The sequence below is a fragment of the Caenibius tardaugens NBRC 16725 genome, assembly GCF_003860345.1.
Lineage (GTDB): Bacteria > Pseudomonadota > Alphaproteobacteria > Sphingomonadales > Sphingomonadaceae > Caenibius > Caenibius tardaugens.
Genome location: NZ_CP034179.1, coordinates 4,117,516 through 4,136,620, shown reverse-complemented (window position 1 = coordinate 4,136,620; position 19,105 = coordinate 4,117,516). Strand labels below are relative to the sequence as shown.

The window sequence follows — 19,105 nt, the reverse complement described above, 5'->3', positions numbered from 1 at the left end:
CGAGAAATCCTTGCGCGAATTATCCAGCGACTCGGAGATATTTTTACTCAATTTATCCTTGTCTTGTTTACCGGATCGATGGACTCGATCGCAAGAGTCTTTCTCTGAAAAAGCACAATTTGCACGGGCCGAAAGCGACATTTGTACGCTGCTGAATCCGTATGCCTGATCGACAAAGGATATGGCGACCGCATCGAGGAAGCGGATCAATTCATCGGTCTTTTCGCAAGGCGCGGCTGATCCCGTGAATATCAGGCGTAGCTCCGCAAATTCCTCTGGCGACAAAGGCCGCATCCACAATCCTCTCCGCCGCCCGTTGGCGGCGCTCGCATGAGCAATGAGAGAATTGATCTATCCCTTATCTTTCGAGCCTCTGGTGGCTTTGGCTTGCCCTCTGTCGAGCCTTGCAAATGTTCCGCGTATTTGTCTCAAATATGGACAATACACTATATTCTCATATTATCATTTCGCGCGAGAGTTGTGCAACTTTGCGCCGTTGCACCGCACACGGGAAACCCGCCGGATCGAGTCCGGCGGGCCGCGCGATGAACCGGAGCTATGCGTTCGGCGCGTCAGTCTCCCTTGACGGTTCGGCTTCCGCGATAATCGAGCGGCACATGCCGATCCGAAACGCGGCATCATAGAGTTGCAGCCGCAAGAGCATCGACTGGCGCGGCCTGCGCTGCGGCACATGACCCGCACGGCGGCGCTGTTCGGAAATCCAGACGGCGGAACCATCGTCCCCGTGTGCGTCGTCAATGATGCCGGGATATATGTCGATGGCCTCGCCTTCGCCGCTCAACACGACGCCGCCCTGCTCGATCCAGCCGTATAGCGTATCGGTCAGCCACTCCACGACCTTGCGGCGCGGCAGGTTGAGGACGTTCAGGCACTCCGCCAGCCCGTCGATGGCATCGAGGCTCAACAGCCGCTCGCGCGGGTGAACCCGGATAGTGGGCGGAGGAGATTCAAGCGCGGGTTTCCCGCCTTCATTCTGTGTGTGGTCGAACATCGGAAGCTCCAATGATCGACAGGCCTGTCATTCCTCGGCGGGTCCGCCGCCGGTCGGGCCGTCGCCTGACGGGCTGAATGATGTGGCGGATGCGTCCCACCGGATATGTGGTTAGGACGGGATGCCAGTGGGAAATAATCGCCGCGACAAGGGAAAGGGCTGGAACGAGATGAGCGCGCAGGAAGATAAGGGTGGCCGACCACGCCGGACTGGCGAACCCATGAACGAAAGGGACGCTCACCGGGCGCTTGAATGCTTACGCGGCTACCTTGAACGCTTTCCCATGTCCTATGAAAAAATCAGCGGCGATATATCGACTTGGCATTCTGTAAATGCCGATAAGCCTGAGAAATTCGCGCCGTTCAGCATCGAGGATGTGAACTTTCGCATTTCCCGCTCGTCGGTCGCGCGAGCCATCGCGGAGAACATACTTCCCGAGCCATCGGCAATGAAGATTCTATTCCTATGGATACAGTCCATAGATTTATGTAATATAGAATACAAAACCAGAGAATATGAGGAAAATTTGTTATCGAAAGAAATTTTAGTTTTATCGGCAAGGAAGGTTTTCGGCTATTTCACGGAAATGAGAGCCGTGAAAATCAGCCCTTGGGTTGGCGATTATACGCTTTACAGACCATTCCATCTTGACCCGCGCAATCAGGTTCAGGTCAATCATCTCAAGATCGGTTCCGAGAACAGCGATTTTGATTGCAGCCTGACATCATCGTTTCCCGGCATGTTCGGAAAGCCGCAGGAGAATGTCGGCATGGGCAAGCTGACGCCGCTCGATGATACCCACGCGGTCGCCATGATGGCGCTGAATCTGGAGCATGTCGCGGGCCTGCCCGGCTTCAAGCCACCCGCAGGCCAATACACCCTGCATTTCAGCGATCCGGTGAAATCCGACCGTGTGGACGGATTCCGGGGGATCATGGTCGCCAGCGAAGGCCCTAATCCTAGCGCGTGGCCGATCTATGCCGTGCGCGTCCCTGATGGACAGGCCATCGAGCCGCATGTTCTGTCGCGCGACGAATATAAGGGCCTGCCGATTATCGTCCGCAAGCAACTCGACCGTGGCGGCATCTACTGGGACGAGCCGGATTTTCCCAAGACCTTGAGCCGAGCTTATTCCAAGCCGCCGCAACCGTAAGAGCCTTGTGCCGCCCCCTTACCGGGGCGGGATATAGCGAAGCAGCGCCGCAATCCCATCCTCCATCACGACGATTTGCCGTTTCGTTCCTCGCGCAAACAGCCGCGCGATTTCATCGGGCGTCATGAGCGGGGTCAGGTCGGCTGGCGCTGAAAGCCCGACGACGGACAGGAAAATTGCGCCTTACGGCACAAGGTCGGGCCAGCGTGGCGGCATACGCTTTGTTCGCATCGGGGGTTCTGCGCTAGAATGTGACGCCTAAATCTGCCCGCATTGCCTTCTTCATATCGTCGTCCGCTTTTGCGCGTCCTGCCCGATCATCGTTCGTTTCGACAATACGGCGAATAGCGTCCCTTACATCAGCGGACCCGACCAACTCACATCGCATCTGCCAGTAAGCAAATGCCTTGGACGTTTCATCCGTCCCTTCAACTGCCGCACGATGATACGCTTCCAGCAGTCCGATGTAGGCGGCCTGCTTTTCACGAAAGCTGCGTTCGTCCTTCATTGACTTGCGGGCTAGCCATGACTGGACAAGCGCAGTCACAATCGACCCCAAACCGAATGCTGTAATGAGCGATAGAAATTGCGTCATGCCTACAGGGTAGCGTGGGATGAAGGATTGTTCCATTCCCGTTCCAGTTCGCGCTATGAAGCGATATGGATTACGTCAGCATTCCGATTTCGATCATATCGCTGGCTATATCGCTCGGCACGTTCTGGCTTGCATTCCTTGATCGCGGTCGGCTGGCGATGACGAAGCCAACGATAGTTTTCTTCGGATACGACACCGTGCCGAAGCCCACGCCCAAGGTGTTTCTGCGAACATTGCTCTACAGCACGGCCACACGTGGGCAGGTTGTCGAAGGCATGTATGCGGTTGTCCGTCATTGCAACGCCGAAAGGGTCTTCAGCTTTTGGGGGTATGGCGAAACGGAAAAGCTTTCGCCGGGCAGCGGATTGCACGTCAGCCGCACTGGGTTGGCTGTCAATCACCACTTCGTTCTGTCCGTCCATGAAGACGCTTATCAGTTCGAACCCGGTAACTACGAGATTGATGTTATCGCAGACGTTGTCGGGCAGACAAAGCCCGTCAAGCTTTCAACGATCTGCCTTACGCTGAATACGGATCATGTTGCCGCACTGGCCAAACACAACGGCGTTCTATTCGAACGCAAAATAGATGGCGAATACGAAGGCCATTCACGGGATCGATAAACGTAGCGTCATCTGCAATTGACAACAAACCTTGACCGCTAGGTGACGATTATTTTGGGGAAATGCCGCCGCAGGGCTGCAATCCCATCCTCCGTCACGACGATTTGCCGCTTGGTCCCTCGCGCGAAAATCCGCGCAATCTCATCGGGCGTCATGAGTGGCGTCAGGTGAATCCCCTCGTTGCGCGTCTCGGTGCGGCTGGTGCCGGACGAGACGCTATCGCCCTGTTGGGCGCTTTCCCCGCCCGACTGGCCTTCCTGATCGGAACGCCCTTCGGAATGCGCGACACCCGACGCGCCCGCGCGGGCAAGGAACGGGATCAGCCCTGACCCGCCATCCTGCGTCGCCATCCGCGATAAGTCCGCCATCGCGCTTTGCCCCTGCGTTGTCCCGTTGGAGCGTGTCCAGCCCGATTGCTCGGTGCGGCTCTGGCTTTTCGAGGTGCTGGCGGTGGTGGCGTCAGAAGCCCCCTGCGTCTCGCGGATCACTTCCACCTGGCCCAGCCGTTTCGACAACCATTCGAGCGTCGTCATGTCGGAGTTGGCGAAGAATTGCAGCAGTCCGGCATTGCCGAGGAAGGTTTGCCATGAGGCGCGGTAGTCGCGCTGTATCTGGGATAAATCCTGCCAGATGCTCCACAGCTTGACCCCGAACCCGGCCATCAGCCCCGCCGCCTTCTCGATGCAGTCCAGCCGACCGATGGCGGCGATCTCGTCCAGCACCATCAACACCGGATTCCCGCAACGCGGCTGGTCCAGCCCTTGCGCTTCCATCCGGTAGAGAATGAGGTTCAGCGCGAGGCGCAGAAACCGCGCATGGGTCGGCAGGAAACGGGCTGGCAGGCACAGGTAGATGGACAGGCCGCGCTCCGACGCCTTCAGCAGATCAATGTCGAGCTTGGCATAGCGCCCGCCCTGCAAGGCGCGGCGCATCCAAGGCGAGTCGATGAATTTCGTGTTGCGCCGCGCGGTCGATAGCACGCTGCCGCGCTCATTCTCGCCCATGTCGCGCACCGAGTTCGCCGCGCCGACGATCACGTCCGCCACCGACTCGTTGGGGCAGTCGAACCGGGCCATCGAATCCCACAGCGCATCGAAGGGCGAGAAGATTTGTCCCTTGCTGCCGTGCGCTTCCACTTCCAGCTCGTTGAGCAAAGCCGCGCGTTCAGGCTCGCCCTTGGTGAGAAGCTGGCGGACGCGGACGAGGCTCCGGCCCGCCTCCACTTCGTTGACGGCGACATAGAGGATCAACGCTTCGATCACCTGACGGGCGCTCTCAGTCCAATGCACATCCTTGCCGTCGCCGCTGTCGATCATCAGCGCGTCGCCGATGGCGGCGGCTATGTCGATGGCGTCGTCCGCAGCTACGTCGATGAGATCGAGCGGGTTGAAGCTGGCGCGGAGATCGTCCGGCACCTGCGCCACGCCATGCGGATCGACCACGGCGACGCGATGGCCCGACATGGCGGCGCGGATCGTGGCCGTCCGCGTCGCGTTCTCGCCCTTGGGATCGAGAACCGCGCAGCTTCCCGGCCAGCGGCGCAAGTTCGGCAGGATCGCGGAGACACCCTTGCCGCCGCGCGATCCGGCGACGGTGACGATATGGCGATCATCACTATGGCCGACCTCGTTGCCCGCATCATCGAGGCCGACGAAGATCATGCCCGGTCGCCATGACGGCGCGGAGGTGGACCAGCTCGCCGAGCCGAGCGCCGCGCCCCAATTGTCGCCGCCCGGACGCCCACGCGGAAAATCATCGAACAGCGACACGGGCCTTCTCCCATAAAAAATCCGGCGCACCTTGCGATGCGCCGGATGAGAGATCGGGGGGATTGAGCGGAATCAGCGGTCGAGATCGGGCGGCCCGTTCGCGGCTATGTCATGGCCCGCGACCAACGAGGCCGGATCGGGAACGCCCGCCATCAGGCGTGCGACCTTCTTCGACAGATCGCCTTCCGTCAGTTCGCCCGCTTCCGCGACCATGCCCGCCCGCGCATCCCGCGCCGACTGGCAAGACCCCTGATCGCCGAGAGCGCATAGCCCGTCATAGACGCTGATGACCACGGCCCGCCCGCCGTTGGTCTGCTCAACAAGGCGTTGGCGGAATTGCTGTGCGGTCGCCTCCATCTGGACGCCCGCTTGCGCGATGAGATTGGTCCGCTGGTAGAGCGCCTGATAAGCCCCGACGACGCGCTCCTTGTCGGCCTGCACGGCGGCAAGCTGGCGTTGGAAACCAAGTTCCGCTCTCGCCTGCCCGGTGCGCTCCGCTTCCGCGATCTTCTCGCGATATTCGGCTTCCGTCATCGGCTTCGCGCCGGGGGCCGCACCCATGCGCTGATTGAAGATGCCGAGTTCGGTTTGCGCCTCGATCGTGGCGAGCAAGGTTGTCGGCTTGAGATCGTCGCGCACCACCACCTCCGCGACGCACATCAACGCGACGAGTGCGAAGCCGCCGCCGGCGACGTAGCCGACAAGCTGGCGCAGGCGGCGCGCGCCCTGAAAGCCGGAACGCGGCGGCGCGCTCGCCATCGTCGCGGGGCCGGATGCTCCGGCGCTATCGCCGATGGGTTTCATCGGCGGCATGGGGGGAAGGCTGGACGGCATGGCACTTTCCTTCGCGCTGACAGGGCCGCGCCTGTCGCGGCCCTATGCGCCTCGCCATAGGTTCAGCGGCCCAGCCCTTGCGGGGGCTTAAGGGTCAGAACGGCACTTCGCCGTCGAGATCATCGAAGAAACGCGCGGATTGTCCATCGCCGAGCAGCACGCCCGCGAGGATGCGCCTCACCGCATCTTCTTCCGTTCCCCAGCCCGACACCTCGCGCAGATCGTCGCGCAGTCGTTCATCGAAACACACCTCGAATGTCAGATCGCCGATCTTGGTAACGTCGATCACCATCCTCATGTCCTATCCTTTCCCGTTGTGGAAAGGAGCCGATGGCACTCCCGCTAATCGGGTGCGGGGGCATAGGCCCAACGGATCTATGGTGACGATCAGTTTGGCCGTGCGATTACGGCCATGCGCGATACCGCGCGAGAACGTAGGCTACCAGTTTGGGGTCGGCCCTTTCCGTCACCCCGTTCAACCATTGAGACACCATCGGCGGCGTGAGCATAGCGGGCTTGTCGGCGGCACGGCGAAGCAACATAGTCGGACCAATGCCCGTCCGCTTGCGATGATGCTGCAACTCAGCAAGCTCAATTTCATCGATCTTGTCATGCGATTCACCTTTGGGTCTACCCCGTCGCGGCTGTTTTCGCGGATCGTCGGGCAGCGCCCGCAAGCATCCCGTCACATGATCCCAAAACGCTTCGCCAACCGTCCCCGGCTCCCCGTGCAACCATGATTGCAGCATCTGGTGCGTCAGGCCCGAGGGCATGTCGCTCGCCCGCTTCAATAGCGGGACTGGCCCCGATCCGGTTCGCAGAAACTCGGCGGCAAGGTGCGCGCGCATCTCGCTCGTGAAGGCAAGCCGCTTGTTGGTCGGCAATGCCGCCCACCGCTCCATGACATAGGCGACATGGACAGGATTCGCATATTGCGCCGCCCCTCTCAGCCAATGGGCGATGACATTGGAGGTTAACCCGGCGGGCTTGTCCTTCGCCCCACGCAGCAGCCGCATTGCGCCAACGCCCGTGCGCTCGGCGTGACCACGCAATTGCGCGACCGTTTCCGCCGCAAGCGGTTCGCGCTTGCGGGAGCGGGCCGGATAGGCCTTCGGATTGGTTGGTGGCGCGGGTATGTCTGTCATGCGGGGTGCCGCGCAGGGCTGGCTCTCTGGTTGGTCAGCCCGACGCGGCAGGGAGAGAGTGCCAGATTCCCGTTGCGGTAGGATAGATGAAACCGAAATAAGCGGCAGTAAAACTGTGAGTAATTACAGGCGCAAGCCCCGGTTGACCGCACGGTTAATCAAGTGGGGGAATGGACGCCCGCGCGGTCCATGCAAATTACCATGCCGCGCATCCGGTAGGATAGATAAAAGTTGAACTAATTATCTGTAAAATTGTAGGAAAACTTAAATTCGTCTTATTCTGACAAGTCCATAATGGCAGGAATGACGACTGACCCCGACACATCGCCGGATAATACCTCGCCCCTACCCATGCCGGATGAAGGCAGCGCCACAGAGGACGCACAGATCGCCGCCGCACGGGACGAGGATATTGATCGCTTTGACGATAGCACGGTAGTGCGCGTCCGCACCTATGACCCGATCACGGTAGCGATGGCGGGTTCGTTCGGTTCGTTCATCCCCGGCGCGATCGCCACGGCCTATGCCTCGCTCGTCTGGACGCTCGAACTGCACGGCGACTTCTCGATCTCCAACGGCGGTGGCACGTTGCAGGACTATTTTGAGGAACTGGTTGAAGGCTCGCCCGAGCAGAAGAAAGCACAGGAGCAGGACGACGCCTTGCGCGACGCGATGGACGACGCGCAGGAGGTGCGTGAGCGCGAACGGGAGGAATGGGAGCGGACAGAGCATAGTCTTGGCGGCGTGACCATGACGGGTGCGGAGTGGTCCGCGTTCAGCGACGATTTGAAAAACGACACGCCGTTACGCCGCTGGCTGATCGCGCAGATCAAGCAGAAGGAAAACAAGACCGACGCCGAAGCGAAGACGGAAGCCGATGACATTGCCCTATATGCCAAGATGCAGTCGATGCCGCCGAGCCAATGGACGGGCGACATGACCGCACTGGATCGCAAGCTTTCCGAGCATCCCGACATAAAGGCAGAATATGAGGAATATGTCGCGGGCGCTGCTAAACGACGGGATCAATCGCTAGGACAGAGCAATGCGCTCGAAACTAGCGTCAGCGATGGTTCCCGAAATAGCTCGGGCGAGACAAAGGATGATATTCTAGACGATCACCCCTTCGCGGGAACGCCCAACCTTGCGCCGCAATTCCGGTCTGCTGCTGCTCCATCTATCGTTGCAGATGCGACCGTTGACCCTGCCTTGCCAAAACCCGGCGCACAGGTTGCCATCGCGGCTAAACCCGCGCTGCCGATGACGGGCGGCACAGGCGGCTTCGATATGTCGTAAGATTTCAAGGTTCGCGGGATGCAAGTTTCGCGTTGAGCCGCGCCAGTCCGGCGGACGTGTAATCCGTATCGGACATTCCAACGAGAAACTGTGGCCGTCCGTCTGAAAGCTGTGTCACCTGTGACGCTGTTTTCATGTCCTGCGGATCGCCGAACATCACCAGCGGCAGACCACGCCGTTCACCACCTCCGGGCGCGGAATGAACGGTATCGGCGAGCATCATCGGGCGATTGCCCTTCGCTGCATTTGCGCGGACCAAGGCGTCGAACTGTCCGCCGAGAAAGACGGCCTGTGGTATGACGGGCTGGCGGGCGTCATACAGGCGAACATTGGTGAGCTTCGCCCCAACGCACACGCTGGTTGATGTTTGAGCGCGAGGTAAGTCCCCTTCAAGCTGATAGCCGACCGATCCGTCCGCATTGGTCGTGACGGTGTTCACATAGCGGACAACCCGCGTCATTTGCCCTGTCGGATTTTGGAGCGCTTCGCGGTCGCCGATAATCACGACGCTCTGACCTTCGGCGCGAAGCGCAGCGTTCATGTCCGCCATCGAAAGACATTGCTTCGGCTCAAGCGCCTGCGCCGGAGTAGTGAGGCAGACGGATGCAAGGAAACTTGCCGCCAAGGCCGATACTATATTTTTCGTTCTTGCCATTTCAGACCCCGCTCCAAAAACAACCCGCCTATTCGACGGGATTAAACTTGAAACGGCGATTATCGACTGATTTCCAGTCTCATAAACGGTTGTTTTTGATACTCTATTTTCTTTGCAAGGGAAATCACCTGTGATAATATTTTCCCCTACAGAACGGCGGTTGACCGTCGCTCATCCCTCGATCTCCGGCCCGGAATTGGGAGTCGCAGTGAGCACCGTTTTCGCGACTCCGCCGGAGAACGAACATGACAGGAACAACCCGTCTGGTCGGCTACGCGCGAGTAAGCACGGCTGATCAGAATACAGACTTGCAGATCAATGCCTTACGCGGTGCAGGATGCGCCGCGATCTTCGAGGACAAGATAACGGGCATCGCCCATGCCCGCGAAGGGCTGGACCTCGCCTTGGCCTCCATCGGCCAGGGCGAGAAGCTGGTGGTGTGGAAGCTGGACCGTCTCGGGCGGTCCATCCCCCATGTGATGACGGTAATCGCCGATCTCGAGAAGCGCGGCGCGAGCCTCGTCAGTCTCACCGAGAATTTCGACACCAGCACCGAAGCCGGAGAGATTTACTCCACCATCCTCGCGCTCTTCGCCCACGTCGAGCGGCGCATGATCTCGCAGCGGACCCGCGCAGGGCTTCGCGCCGCCAAGGAGCGCGGCGTCGTTCTCGGACGGCGACGCAAGCTGTCGCCATCGCAGATCGCCGAAGCGCGCAACCTCATGGCGAGCGGCGACATGAAGGCCGAGGCCGTTGCCGAGCGCTACGGCGTCGCACGAGCGACGTTGTTCCGAAACCTGAAACGCCAAGTGCCCGCGCGGCTCGCGGCATAGCAACCGAACGGGAGGGGATGAAATGATTGTCGAGACAAGCAAGGGCGCGGTGTCGCTCGCGGACGCTACCGCCGTTACCGTGAAGCGCAGCCTGCTCGCCTATGTCCCGAAACTTATCGGGCTGGCGGTCGCCATCGTCGGGCTAATCTTCATTGTCGGCCTGATCGTCACCATGATCACGGAGCGGGCCAACACGCCTTGGTACGGCTGGCTTATCGCTGCCTTCCTCGCCGTCCTGACCCTTCCGGCCATCATCGGCAGCGGCCTCACCATGATCGGCGATACGGGCGAGTTCACGACGGTCAAGGGCGAGGGCAAATCGGCGGACGCCTACAATGCCGTCACGTTCATATTGCTCATGCTCGGCGTGTTTTCCCTTATCATGTACGGCATGATGCCGCAGCTACCGCATTCCGTCGCGTTGCCCGTGTCGATCATCTGCTTCGTGCTGGCTGGTGCTACGAACTGGTCGAAAAGCCTCGCGGGCGTGGTGAATGTGACGGTTGCCTATCGAGGCCACAGCGCGAATCTTCATGCGCTCGATCCCGTCGAGGCGGAGCAGATCACCGCAGCCTTCCGGCGGCGCGCAGCCGCCGACTGACCCTCACGGGCGGATAGATGACAAAAAGAAAGGGGCGCTTTCGCGCCCCTTTTGCCTATTCAGGCACAGGGAGAGATACACAAAATGGGCACCTCCATCAACCCGGCGACCTGAGCGATTTTCCGCAGGCGGTGCTGGCGATGGCGTAAATGCTTGCCATCGTGGCGCGCATATTGCGTTTTTCATCCGATTTTCCTGATCTCCAGGCACAGCTACCCAATCGCTGCCCGTCGTTCGTGGAAGATCAGACGGTTCATGTTGTAAGCCAGATTGGCCAGTGTGATCTTGGCCTCGGCGCGCTTGATGCCGATGGTGCGAATGAACAGCGCCATCTTGGCTTTCTGCTGCGCGAACACGTGCTCGACCCGGGCGCGGACCTTTGACTTTGTAGCATTCCCGCGCCGGATGTGATCCGGCATGGGTTTGCCCCTGGGCTTCTTGCGATGGATACGACTGACCCGGCCCTGCGCTTTGAGCCACTTCTCGTTGGCCTGGCTGCGGTAGGCTGTATCGGCCCAGACGTCCGATGCGGTGTTGTCGCAAGTCACCACGTCCCGGAGCATCCGGCCATCGAAGCGGGCTCCATCGGTGACCTTGCCCTTGCGGATGAAGCCGAAGGCTCGGCAGATCGCGATGCTACTTTTGTAGCCGAAGCTGGGGATGGCGATGTCGATCTGCGGCCTGAAGCCCCCTTGGCCGTCCGCCGCTGGGCGGCCCTTGGCAAACTTGAGCGTCCAGCGCGCATCCGTGTCCTTTTGCGCTGCACGGGCGGGGTCATCGGGCCAGATCTCGGCGGCAGTCTTGCCATCCTTGATCGCCGCCTTTTCCGGCTCGGTGTTGCGCTGCTTGGGCGCGGCCACCAGTGTTGCATCGACAATCTGACCGCCCATAGCGAGGTAGCCCCGATCCTTGAGTTGGCGGTCGAAATCCATGAACAGCGTATCGAGCGCTCCCGCCTCGGTCAGCTTCTCGCGAAACAGGCGGATCGTGTTGGCATCCGGTGTCGCCGCACCAAGGTCGAAACCGAGGAAGCGCAGCCAGCTGAGGCGGTCGCGGATCAGGTATTCCATGCGCGCATCGCTAACATTGTTCTGCGCCGCCAGCACCAGCACCTTGAGCATTGCCACCGGATCATACGGCGGACGGCCGCCCTTCGCCCCGTCGCCATACGCCAGCGCCGCAATCAACGTTGGGCGAAACGTCTCGAAATCCACTACCTGGGCCAAAACCTCCAGCGGATCGCCATCGGCTGAAAGCCGCTTCAAATGATCCGATAACCCAAACAATCCAGCCTGACGCATCGACGCCTCCCGTTAGCCACAGTGAATCAAATCTCACGCCAATTGGCCAGGGTTTTTGGAGGTGCCCAAATATATAAGATGCGATATGCCTGCAATATAATCATCTGGCGCAACGCATTATGCGCTTCGTCTAATATTTAATAAAACGTGATTTGTTATCTATGGATAACTTCATATTATATTTAGATGAATTGCGAATCTAATTTATAGATTCACCCTATGAAGTTTGAATTTGAACTGGATTTTATTGCCCTCATATTCCTGATAGTCGCCGCTCTTGGTTTTGTCGGCATGGCGCTGTGTCAGAAGAAATTCACCCCCCCCAAACCGCGCGATCCATCCGAACGAGGCAGCATCTTCATGGCGCTTTTCGGGGCCGTGGCGTTGGTCGCTATCCTTGGATCAGCCATCATGGCCTATATGAATGGGCCGCTGCGTAACTCTATCTTCCTCACCAATCGCAATATCGCGAACACGCAAATGACCGTCGCGGCCCAGATGGCGGTCGCCGCCGCCGCCGCGCAGGCCAATAGTGGCGATTGTGACGGAGACGGCATTATCGAGCCGCTGCCGTGGCGGGCAAAGGGAGCCGGAGAACCTGACCCGCCCACGGGCGGCGGCTTCATCCCCTCACAGGTCGGCACCAGCAAGTCGGACCCGTGGGGCGGTCCCTATGGCTATTGCGTATGGGATCACGGTTCGAAGATCGGCGACGCCGCGTGCGGCGGGCCGTCGCAGAACCGCTTGGCGGGTGCGGATTCCGATGGGTTCGCCACCGTCGCCATCATATCCTCCGGCCCCGACCGGACATTTCAGACGACATGCAGCGCGTTCAAGGACACGTCCCCGCATGACGGCCTGCCCGATACCGATCTCGTCGCCAAGGATGCCGGATCGGACGACCTGATCACCGTCTATACCTATCGCGAGGCCGTGGGCGCGTCGTCGGGCCTGTGGCAACTCAAGAGCGGCGACGCCAACACCGCGACCATCGGCAGCAAGGATATAGAGGTTGGCGGCAACGCCAATTTCGCCGGACAGGTGATCACGGACTCGCTCAATTCGCGCAGCGGCCTTCTTTCCGTGAACGACCCGCTGCGCCTGCCCGATGAAACCGAGTTTCCGACATGCACCGCCGATCTAGTCGGCGCGATCCGGCGCTATCAGGGGGCCGTCGAGATATGCGGCGTGGATTCCGGCTCGAACTACGCCTTCCTGCCAGTCGGCGGCGGCAGTGGTGGCGGAAGCGGCTCGCTGAACGACCTTTCCGATGTTGTCGCGGACTATGACGATTTTGAAAATATGTTCCTTGGCGATGGGGCTGGTCGGGTCAACGCCACCGGAGAAGGCAACACCGCGCTTGGCATTGACGCGCTCTACAATAATACGAGCGGGGGATGGAATATATCCATCGGATATACTTCGCTCGACCGCAATACGACCGGATCTGAAAACGTCGCAGTCGGCACGAATGCGCTCCACGACAACACGACTGGAAATTACAATGTGGCGGTTGGCTCAAACGCTCTGTGGTATGGGACCGTCTCTAACAATACAGCGGTCGGCTACAGTGCGCTAAAAGTGAATACGACCGGAACCAGCAACGCGGCGGTCGGCTATCAAGCCCTTTCCAAAAACACAACCGCTTCCGGTAATACAGCGCTAGGCTCTCAGGCGCTCCAAAATTCTACAACCGGAAGTGCAAATACAGCGGTTGGAACTTCCACTTTGCAGAACAACACGACAGGAATGTCGAATACGGCGGTAGGAACCAACGCGCTGTATAGTACCAAGACGGGCGGCTATAACGTAGCCTTGGGCAATCAGGCTCTTTTCAACAACACTACGGGAACCAACAATACCGCGCTTGGGTATCAAGCACTCTATACCAGCACCACCTCCACAGGTAATACGGCGGTCGGCTATCAGGCGCTGACCTTGGCCAATTTCAATAGCTACAACACCGCCAGCTACAACACGGCGGTCGGTAATCTGACCCTCAGTAAGAACACATGGGGCGAAGGCAACACGGCGGTCGGCAATACCGCGCTTCAGAATAACACAACCGGATTTCACAACACCGCGCTTGGCTTCGAAGCGCTCAAAAGCACCACCGGGGCCAGCGACAGCACGGCGGTTGGCTATCAGGCATTGTCCTCCTACAAGGACGGCTACGCCTACAGCACAGCGGTCGGCGCTCGGGCGCTGGCGAACGCAAACAATGGCGGCTTCAACACGGCGGTCGGCTCTCACGCTTTGGAGCAAACCACCACGGGCACCAACAATACCGCCGTTGGTGTGGACGCCGCCGCCTCCAACACGGAGGGCGGCGGGAACACCGCCATCGGCATGTGGGCGCTCACGACCAACACCACGGGCGCATCCAATACGGTTCTTGGTCTGGACGCCCTGAGCAGCAACACCACGGGCAGTTATAACGTGTCGGTCGGTCGGGGATCGATGGGCAGCAATACCGAGGGCAGTTTCAACACGGTAGTAGGCAACAGCGCGGGCGGGTCGGGCGGCGACAATGTGGCAGTCGGCTATTCGGCGCTCGCCGGGAGCGGCGACCGGAATATCGCCGTCGGCATTTGGGCGCTTGAAAGCAATTCCACAGGCTACGGCAATGTCGGTGTCGGCTATGCCGCTCTGGATACCAACACCACAGGCAGCAACAATACCGCTCTCGGCTATTTCGCCGATGTATCCTCGGCGAACCTCACCAACGCCACGGCCATCGGTAACGACGCGAAGGCCACGGCCAGCAATTCCATCGTCCTCGGCAATAGCGACATTACGAAGATATATGCCAAGGTCACGTCGATCACGGCAATTTCAGACCGCCGCCTGAAACGCGACATTGGCGATCTCGGCCTTGGGCTGGACTTCCTGCGGAAGCTCCGCCCCGTCCAGTATCGTTTCAACAACGGCGACGACACGCTCCGCTATGGCTTTATCGCGCAGGAGGTGGAGGCGGCGCTTCCCGCCAGCCTGCAAAGGAAGGTAGAGGAATCCGCCCCCGGCAAGGAACTCGCGCTGCTCAACCGTCAGGCCGATGAACGGCGCACCTATCGCCTCTCCTATGGCGAGCTGACCGCGCCCTTGGTCAAGGCCGTGCAGCAGCTCGCCGCCAATGACGACCAGACGGCGAAGGAGATCGCCACGCTGAAAGGGGAGATCGCAGCACTCCGCGAAGCGCAACGAAGCTGCACCGGGAGATAGCGGAAACGAATGAGAGACAGCATCAGCGACAGACTGGAATTTCTGGAAATAGACGAGGAAACCCGCGCCGCGCTGTGCGACTTCCTACCCTTGGTCGATGATGCGCTGCCCGTGGTGCTGATCGAGTTTTACGAGCATCTGGCCCACCACCCCGAAATGATCGCCATGTTCGGCACGGGCGAACGCCGGAAGGACAGAGTCGACCACGCCGCCGCCGCGCAGGCGCGGCATTGGCGCAACCTGTTCTCCGGGCGGTTCGATGAGCGCTATGTCGCCTCCGTCCGCGTGATCGGCCTGACCCATAGCCGGATCGGTCTTGCTCCACGTTGGTATATCGGCGGCTATGCCTTCATCATGAACCGTATCTATGGCGTCGTCGCCCGCGCCTATAGCAGCCGCTTTCACCCCGCCGCCGCGCAGGAGAAAACGGCCCGCATGATGCGGGCCGTCAATCAGGCCGTCATGCTCGACATGGACCTCGCGATCTCGGTCTATATCGAAGAGAACCAGAACAGCTACGACAGGAAGCTCGAAGCCCTCGCGGCGGGCTTCGAGTCATCAGTGAAGGGCGTGGTCGATTCCGTCGCGGCGTCCGCACAGACCATGCAGGGCAGCGCCGACGCGCTCGCGCGGATCGTGGACGAAACGCACCGCCAGACGGTCGCCGTCTCGACCGCGACCGAACAGGCGTCGATCAACGTGCAATCCGTCGCCAACGCCGCCGACGAGCTTTCGGCGGCGAGCGCGGAGATCGGCGAACAGGCCGCGCGCTCCGCGCAAACCGCGCGGCAGGCGGTCGAGGAAGCCGACGCCACGCGCGGCACCGTGGACAGGCTGGCACAGGCCGCGCGTAGGATCGGCGATATTGTCGCGCTGATCCGTGACATTGCCGACAAGACCAACCTGCTCGCGCTCAACGCCACCATCGAGGCGGCCCGCGCCGGGGACGCCGGAAAGGGTTTCGCGGTGGTCGCGAGCGAAGTGAAATCCCTCGCGACCCAAACCGCGCTGGCGACGGAGGAAATCTCCACGCAGATTCTCGATATACAGGACGCGACGGGTCAGAGCGTGGACGCCATCCAGAGCATCGGCCGCACCATCGACAACATCAACGCCATATCCGGCGCGATTGCCGCCGCGATCCAGCAGCAGACGAGCGCGACCGCCGAGATCTCGCGCAACGTCCAGCAGGCCGCCACGGGCACGACCGAGATTTCCTCGTCCATCGTCAGGGTTACGCAATCCGCGACCGACACCGGACAGACGGCGGAGCGTGTGCTGGCGGCGTCCGGCAGCTTGACCGAACAGGCCATGACATTGCGGTCGGTGGTCGATGCGTTCCTCGCCACGCTGCGCAGTGGCGGGAATGGACAGGCGGCGGACGCCGCGTAACACAACCCTTCGGGAAGGCCCCGCCAAGATCAGGGTGGCAGAATTTGAGGGCAAATCAGCTTCTGCCTGCAACTTCCCCCAAGGCGGCTCTACGGGCGCACTCTCTTCCCCCTCGCGCCCGTAGAGTGCCGCCCGCCGGAGGGTTGCGGAAATGCGCCTGACATCGGTTCTCAATCGCCGCGTGTTGGCGTCAATGCCATCGCCGCCTCCGCAACCAGCGGGCTTGTTCGAACTCCAGCTTCCAGAAGCTCGATGCGAATTTTGCGGTCGCCGAGGTTTTTGCGAAATTCGGCGAAGGTGGCGACGGAACGAGCAATCGCGTCGAGGTTCGCGATCTTGAGCGTGTCGCCGGAGTTCAGGTAGTTTAGAACCAGCTTAAGGCCGGGGCGATCCAGAGACTCGCCGGACGCGCCGTCATCGTGATAGACCTCCGAGCAGCCCGCCGCTTTCAGGGCCTCGACCTGCGGTAGAATATCCTGTTCGCCGCTGGTCGTCCTTGCATAGCCTATCGTCTTTCCTGTCATCCGTTCTCCTGACTGTGGGGTGTGATAAGGGAGTATGACACGGGCGAGAATCGAGGCGCAACGACCTGCCTGCCGGGGTATGCAGGGAGTGAAGAAAGACGGGCTTACGCTGACCGCAAGATGTGCGTGGTAGTACCACGCATCTTGGCAAGGGAACCCGCTGCGCGTTCCCGTTGCATCCCTCCGGCTATCCGGCGCTCTCATATCGCCCATTCCCACCCAGCAGACCGCAACCAGGCTGACGCTTGGTTTTGTCCGCTTTGGGTCAGGGGGATTGTTCGCGCCGGGGCAACGGTTGGCCGTTGCATCGCCAGTCAGGGCGCGTTCCTGCTCCCCGACACCCCATGACCAAGGGCGTGCCTGCCCCGTGGACCCAGCCTCTCCCGAGGGGCCAACCGTCCGCCGATTGGATGCGTGGCAGGGCTTGGAGGCTTGCCCCTCCACCTGCACCGAACCGGGCACAACGGTTTCGCCCGTTGACCACGACCAATCCGGCGATTGGATGCCATTCAGGGTTGCGTCCTGCACATCCTTTTGCACATTGCTGCTAAAGCGTTCGCACCAAGGTTAGGATTGCAACTTCACACGATGGGCCGTCCAAAATCCGCTCGTTTTAGCCTCATGACCGACGGCGAGTTGCTGGCGCATTGTCGCACGCTCTACGAAGCAGAAGGTCCGGCTGCATTGACTTTCCAAGCCTTGAAAGCAGCGGGGGTCTATTATCCCCTGTATGAGCGCGGCATTCGGCAGGCCGATCTCATTGCTCGTCTAGGGATTGAGGATACCTATAAGGCCCATAAAACCGCACAACCACTCCAGCGAAATGGGAAGATCCTCCAACGCTGGACTTGGGATCGGGTTGTGGAGGAAGCACGGCAAATCGTAGCGACACAAGGAAATCTCCCGCCTGCCGCTTGGTTCCAGCAGAACGGACATCAATCGCTAGTGCAGGCGGTCTATTATCTCGACCGCTCGTGGGAAGCTCTGCGAGATGCAGTTGGCGACTTCATCACCAGCACATTCGTCGAATCTCGAAATGGAATTCGATGGCGGAGCCATCCGGAAGCGTCGCTCTCCAACTTCCTTTATACGCGCGGGATAGAGCATCGCCGGGGCGACCGCTATCCCGATACTTACGCCGAGGAAACCGGACGCGCCTACGGCTTTTACGACCTCCATTTTCTAGCGCGGGATGGCTGGATCGATGTCGAAGTTTGGGGCGAAAACCCCGGTGGTCACGGCGAGGCGAATTATCAGGCAAAGCGCTCCGGAAAAGAGGCATTCAACGCCCGCAATTCTCGATTCCTGGGCATCGAGTTTCGCGATTGTTATGATGAAGCGCGGCTCTCTTCCATTCTCGCGCCTTTCATCGGAACGGTGATCCCATATGTTTTCGACCGACCCACGGATCGGATCATTCATTCGACACATTGGAGCAATAGCGACGAACTCCTAGAGCATTGCCGCGCTTTGGCGTCTGAAATGCCTGACGGCAAATTTCCAACTGAGGAATGGCTCCGCAAGCGCGGCAAATGGGCCGACAGGCCCGGCCCGGCCTACAACACGCTTTCCGTCTATATCAAAACGTGGATTGGTGGTGTCCGGCAGCTTCGCGACATATTGGGACAGGCAGAGGCCAGCACCACCATATGGGATCGTGCAGCGGCCTTGGCGGCATGGAAGGCATTTTGGGCGAAACACGGACTGACGCCGAGTCAGGTTCGCGGCGCCGCGCGGGGCGGAGAAGCCGTCGATGACGCCACCCTGCGCGAAGCTGGCCGCCTCGTCAGTGCCATCGTGAAATATGCCGATGGCGCGGATGCTGCGAACTCAGCTTTGGGAATCGTGCCTGTGACGCGGAAAAAATGGACACGCGAAACGATTCTTGAAGGCTACGAACGACTGACGCGAGCCTATGGAGCCACGCCCAGTCAGATCGTTCATGACCGGAGAACGGGACGTGCCGTCATCCCAGATGACGACTACCGACTTGCCTGCCAACTGATCGATGCGACAAAGCGAGAGTTCAGCGGCTCCGCCGAGGTTTTGCGCTTAATAGGATTCCAGACACCCAGCAGGAAGCGCAAGCCTCGCACGAAATCAGCGACCGTAAAATCAGGGGCCGGGTCGAATGACACGCGTTCCTGAGC

18 protein-coding genes are annotated in these 19,105 nt (G+C 60.2%); 9 read left to right on the top strand and 9 right to left on the bottom strand.

The window, feature by feature from the left end; all coding sequences use genetic code 11:
• Positions 1–556 precede the first annotated feature (556 nt).
• Positions 557–1,012, bottom strand: a complete 456-nt coding sequence (locus EGO55_RS19550; RefSeq protein WP_021691803.1) for a hypothetical protein — start codon at positions 1,010–1,012, stop codon at positions 557–559.
• A 127-nt stretch (positions 1,013–1,139) separates the two neighbouring features.
• Here EGO55_RS19550 and EGO55_RS19545 point away from each other — a divergent pair, with 127 nt between their 5' ends.
• Positions 1,140–2,165 carry a hypothetical protein gene (locus EGO55_RS19545; RefSeq protein ID WP_124916826.1) on the top strand — a complete coding sequence of 342 codons (1,026 nt, stop codon included), beginning with the start codon at positions 1,140–1,142 and terminating at the stop codon, positions 2,163–2,165.
• A 244-nt stretch (positions 2,166–2,409) separates the two neighbouring features.
• Here EGO55_RS19545 and EGO55_RS19540 read toward each other — a convergent pair whose 3' ends face one another.
• Entirely contained in the window at positions 2,410–2,796 is a 387-nt protein-coding gene (locus tag EGO55_RS19540; RefSeq protein WP_021691805.1) for a hypothetical protein, read from the bottom strand.
• 29 nt (positions 2,797–2,825) lie between these two features.
• Between EGO55_RS19540 and EGO55_RS19535 the strand changes: the two genes are divergently transcribed.
• Positions 2,826–3,383 carry a hypothetical protein gene (locus EGO55_RS19535; RefSeq protein WP_021691806.1) on the top strand — a complete coding sequence of 186 codons (558 nt, stop codon included), beginning with the start codon at positions 2,826–2,828 and terminating at the stop codon, positions 3,381–3,383.
• 38 nt (positions 3,384–3,421) lie between these two features.
• Here EGO55_RS19535 and EGO55_RS19530 read toward each other — a convergent pair whose 3' ends face one another.
• From EGO55_RS19530 to EGO55_RS19515, 4 genes are all read right to left on the bottom strand, one after another.
• Positions 3,422–5,152 (bottom strand): type IV secretory system conjugative DNA transfer family protein, encoded by a 1,731-nt coding sequence (locus tag EGO55_RS19530; protein WP_021691807.1) that lies wholly within the window; start codon positions 5,150–5,152, stop codon positions 3,422–3,424.
• Between the two features lie 72 nt (positions 5,153–5,224).
• A complete protein-coding gene (locus EGO55_RS19525; protein WP_021691808.1) occupies positions 5,225–5,986 on the bottom strand; it encodes a hypothetical protein in 762 nt (253 codons plus the stop codon).
• A 94-nt stretch (positions 5,987–6,080) separates the two neighbouring features.
• Positions 6,081–6,284, bottom strand: a complete 204-nt coding sequence (locus EGO55_RS19520) for a hypothetical protein (RefSeq protein ID WP_124916825.1) — start codon at positions 6,282–6,284, stop codon at positions 6,081–6,083.
• Between the two features lie 106 nt (positions 6,285–6,390).
• Positions 6,391–7,131, bottom strand: a complete 741-nt coding sequence (locus EGO55_RS19515; RefSeq protein ID WP_021691810.1) for a hypothetical protein — start codon at positions 7,129–7,131, stop codon at positions 6,391–6,393.
• 351 nt (positions 7,132–7,482) lie between these two features.
• Here EGO55_RS19515 and EGO55_RS19510 point away from each other — a divergent pair, with 351 nt between their 5' ends.
• Entirely contained in the window at positions 7,483–8,427 is a 945-nt protein-coding gene (locus tag EGO55_RS19510) for a hypothetical protein (protein WP_040717493.1), read from the top strand.
• A 4-nt stretch (positions 8,428–8,431) separates the two neighbouring features.
• Here the strand turns inward: EGO55_RS19510 and EGO55_RS19505 are convergent, their stop codons facing one another.
• Positions 8,432–8,968, bottom strand: a complete 537-nt coding sequence (locus tag EGO55_RS19505; RefSeq protein ID WP_021691812.1) for a hypothetical protein — start codon at positions 8,966–8,968, stop codon at positions 8,432–8,434.
• Here EGO55_RS19505 and EGO55_RS19500 point away from each other — a divergent pair.
• From EGO55_RS19500 to EGO55_RS19490, 3 genes are all read left to right on the top strand, one after another.
• Complete coding sequence (locus EGO55_RS19500) at positions 8,967–9,152, top strand: hypothetical protein (protein ID WP_021691813.1); 186 nt, start codon at positions 8,967–8,969, stop codon at positions 9,150–9,152. The two genes, EGO55_RS19505 and EGO55_RS19500, sit on opposite strands and share 2 nt — an antisense overlap.
• A gap of 175 nt (positions 9,153–9,327) precedes the next feature.
• Entirely contained in the window at positions 9,328–9,915 is a 588-nt protein-coding gene (locus tag EGO55_RS19495; protein WP_021691814.1) for a recombinase family protein, read from the top strand.
• A 22-nt stretch (positions 9,916–9,937) separates the two neighbouring features.
• Positions 9,938–10,516, top strand: coding sequence for a hypothetical protein (locus tag EGO55_RS19490; RefSeq protein ID WP_021691815.1), 579 nt, complete (start codon positions 9,938–9,940; stop codon positions 10,514–10,516).
• Between the two features lie 212 nt (positions 10,517–10,728).
• Here EGO55_RS19490 and EGO55_RS19485 read toward each other — a convergent pair whose 3' ends face one another.
• Positions 10,729–11,817, bottom strand: coding sequence for an IS5/IS1182 family transposase (locus tag EGO55_RS19485; RefSeq protein WP_021691883.1), 1,089 nt, complete (start codon positions 11,815–11,817; stop codon positions 10,729–10,731).
• A gap of 219 nt (positions 11,818–12,036) precedes the next feature.
• Here EGO55_RS19485 and EGO55_RS19480 point away from each other — a divergent pair, with 219 nt between their 5' ends.
• Both EGO55_RS19480 and EGO55_RS19475 read left to right on the top strand, forming a co-directional pair.
• Entirely contained in the window at positions 12,037–15,039 is a 3,003-nt protein-coding gene (locus tag EGO55_RS19480; RefSeq protein WP_021691884.1) for a tail fiber domain-containing protein, read from the top strand.
• A gap of 9 nt (positions 15,040–15,048) precedes the next feature.
• Complete coding sequence (locus EGO55_RS19475) at positions 15,049–16,431, top strand: globin-coupled sensor protein (RefSeq protein ID WP_021691885.1); 1,383 nt, start codon at positions 15,049–15,051, stop codon at positions 16,429–16,431.
• Between the two features lie 170 nt (positions 16,432–16,601).
• Here the strand turns inward: EGO55_RS19475 and EGO55_RS20640 are convergent, their stop codons facing one another.
• Positions 16,602–16,955, bottom strand: coding sequence for a recombinase family protein (locus EGO55_RS20640; RefSeq protein WP_021691886.1), 354 nt, complete (start codon positions 16,953–16,955; stop codon positions 16,602–16,604).
• Positions 16,956–17,576: 621 nt separating this feature from the next.
• On the opposite strand from EGO55_RS20640, the gene EGO55_RS19465 reads away from it, so the two are divergent.
• On the top strand, positions 17,577–19,103 hold the full coding sequence (locus tag EGO55_RS19465) for a hypothetical protein (protein WP_040717622.1): 1,527 nt from the start codon (positions 17,577–17,579) through the stop codon (positions 19,101–19,103).
• The last annotated feature ends 2 nt before the right edge of the window (positions 19,104–19,105 follow it).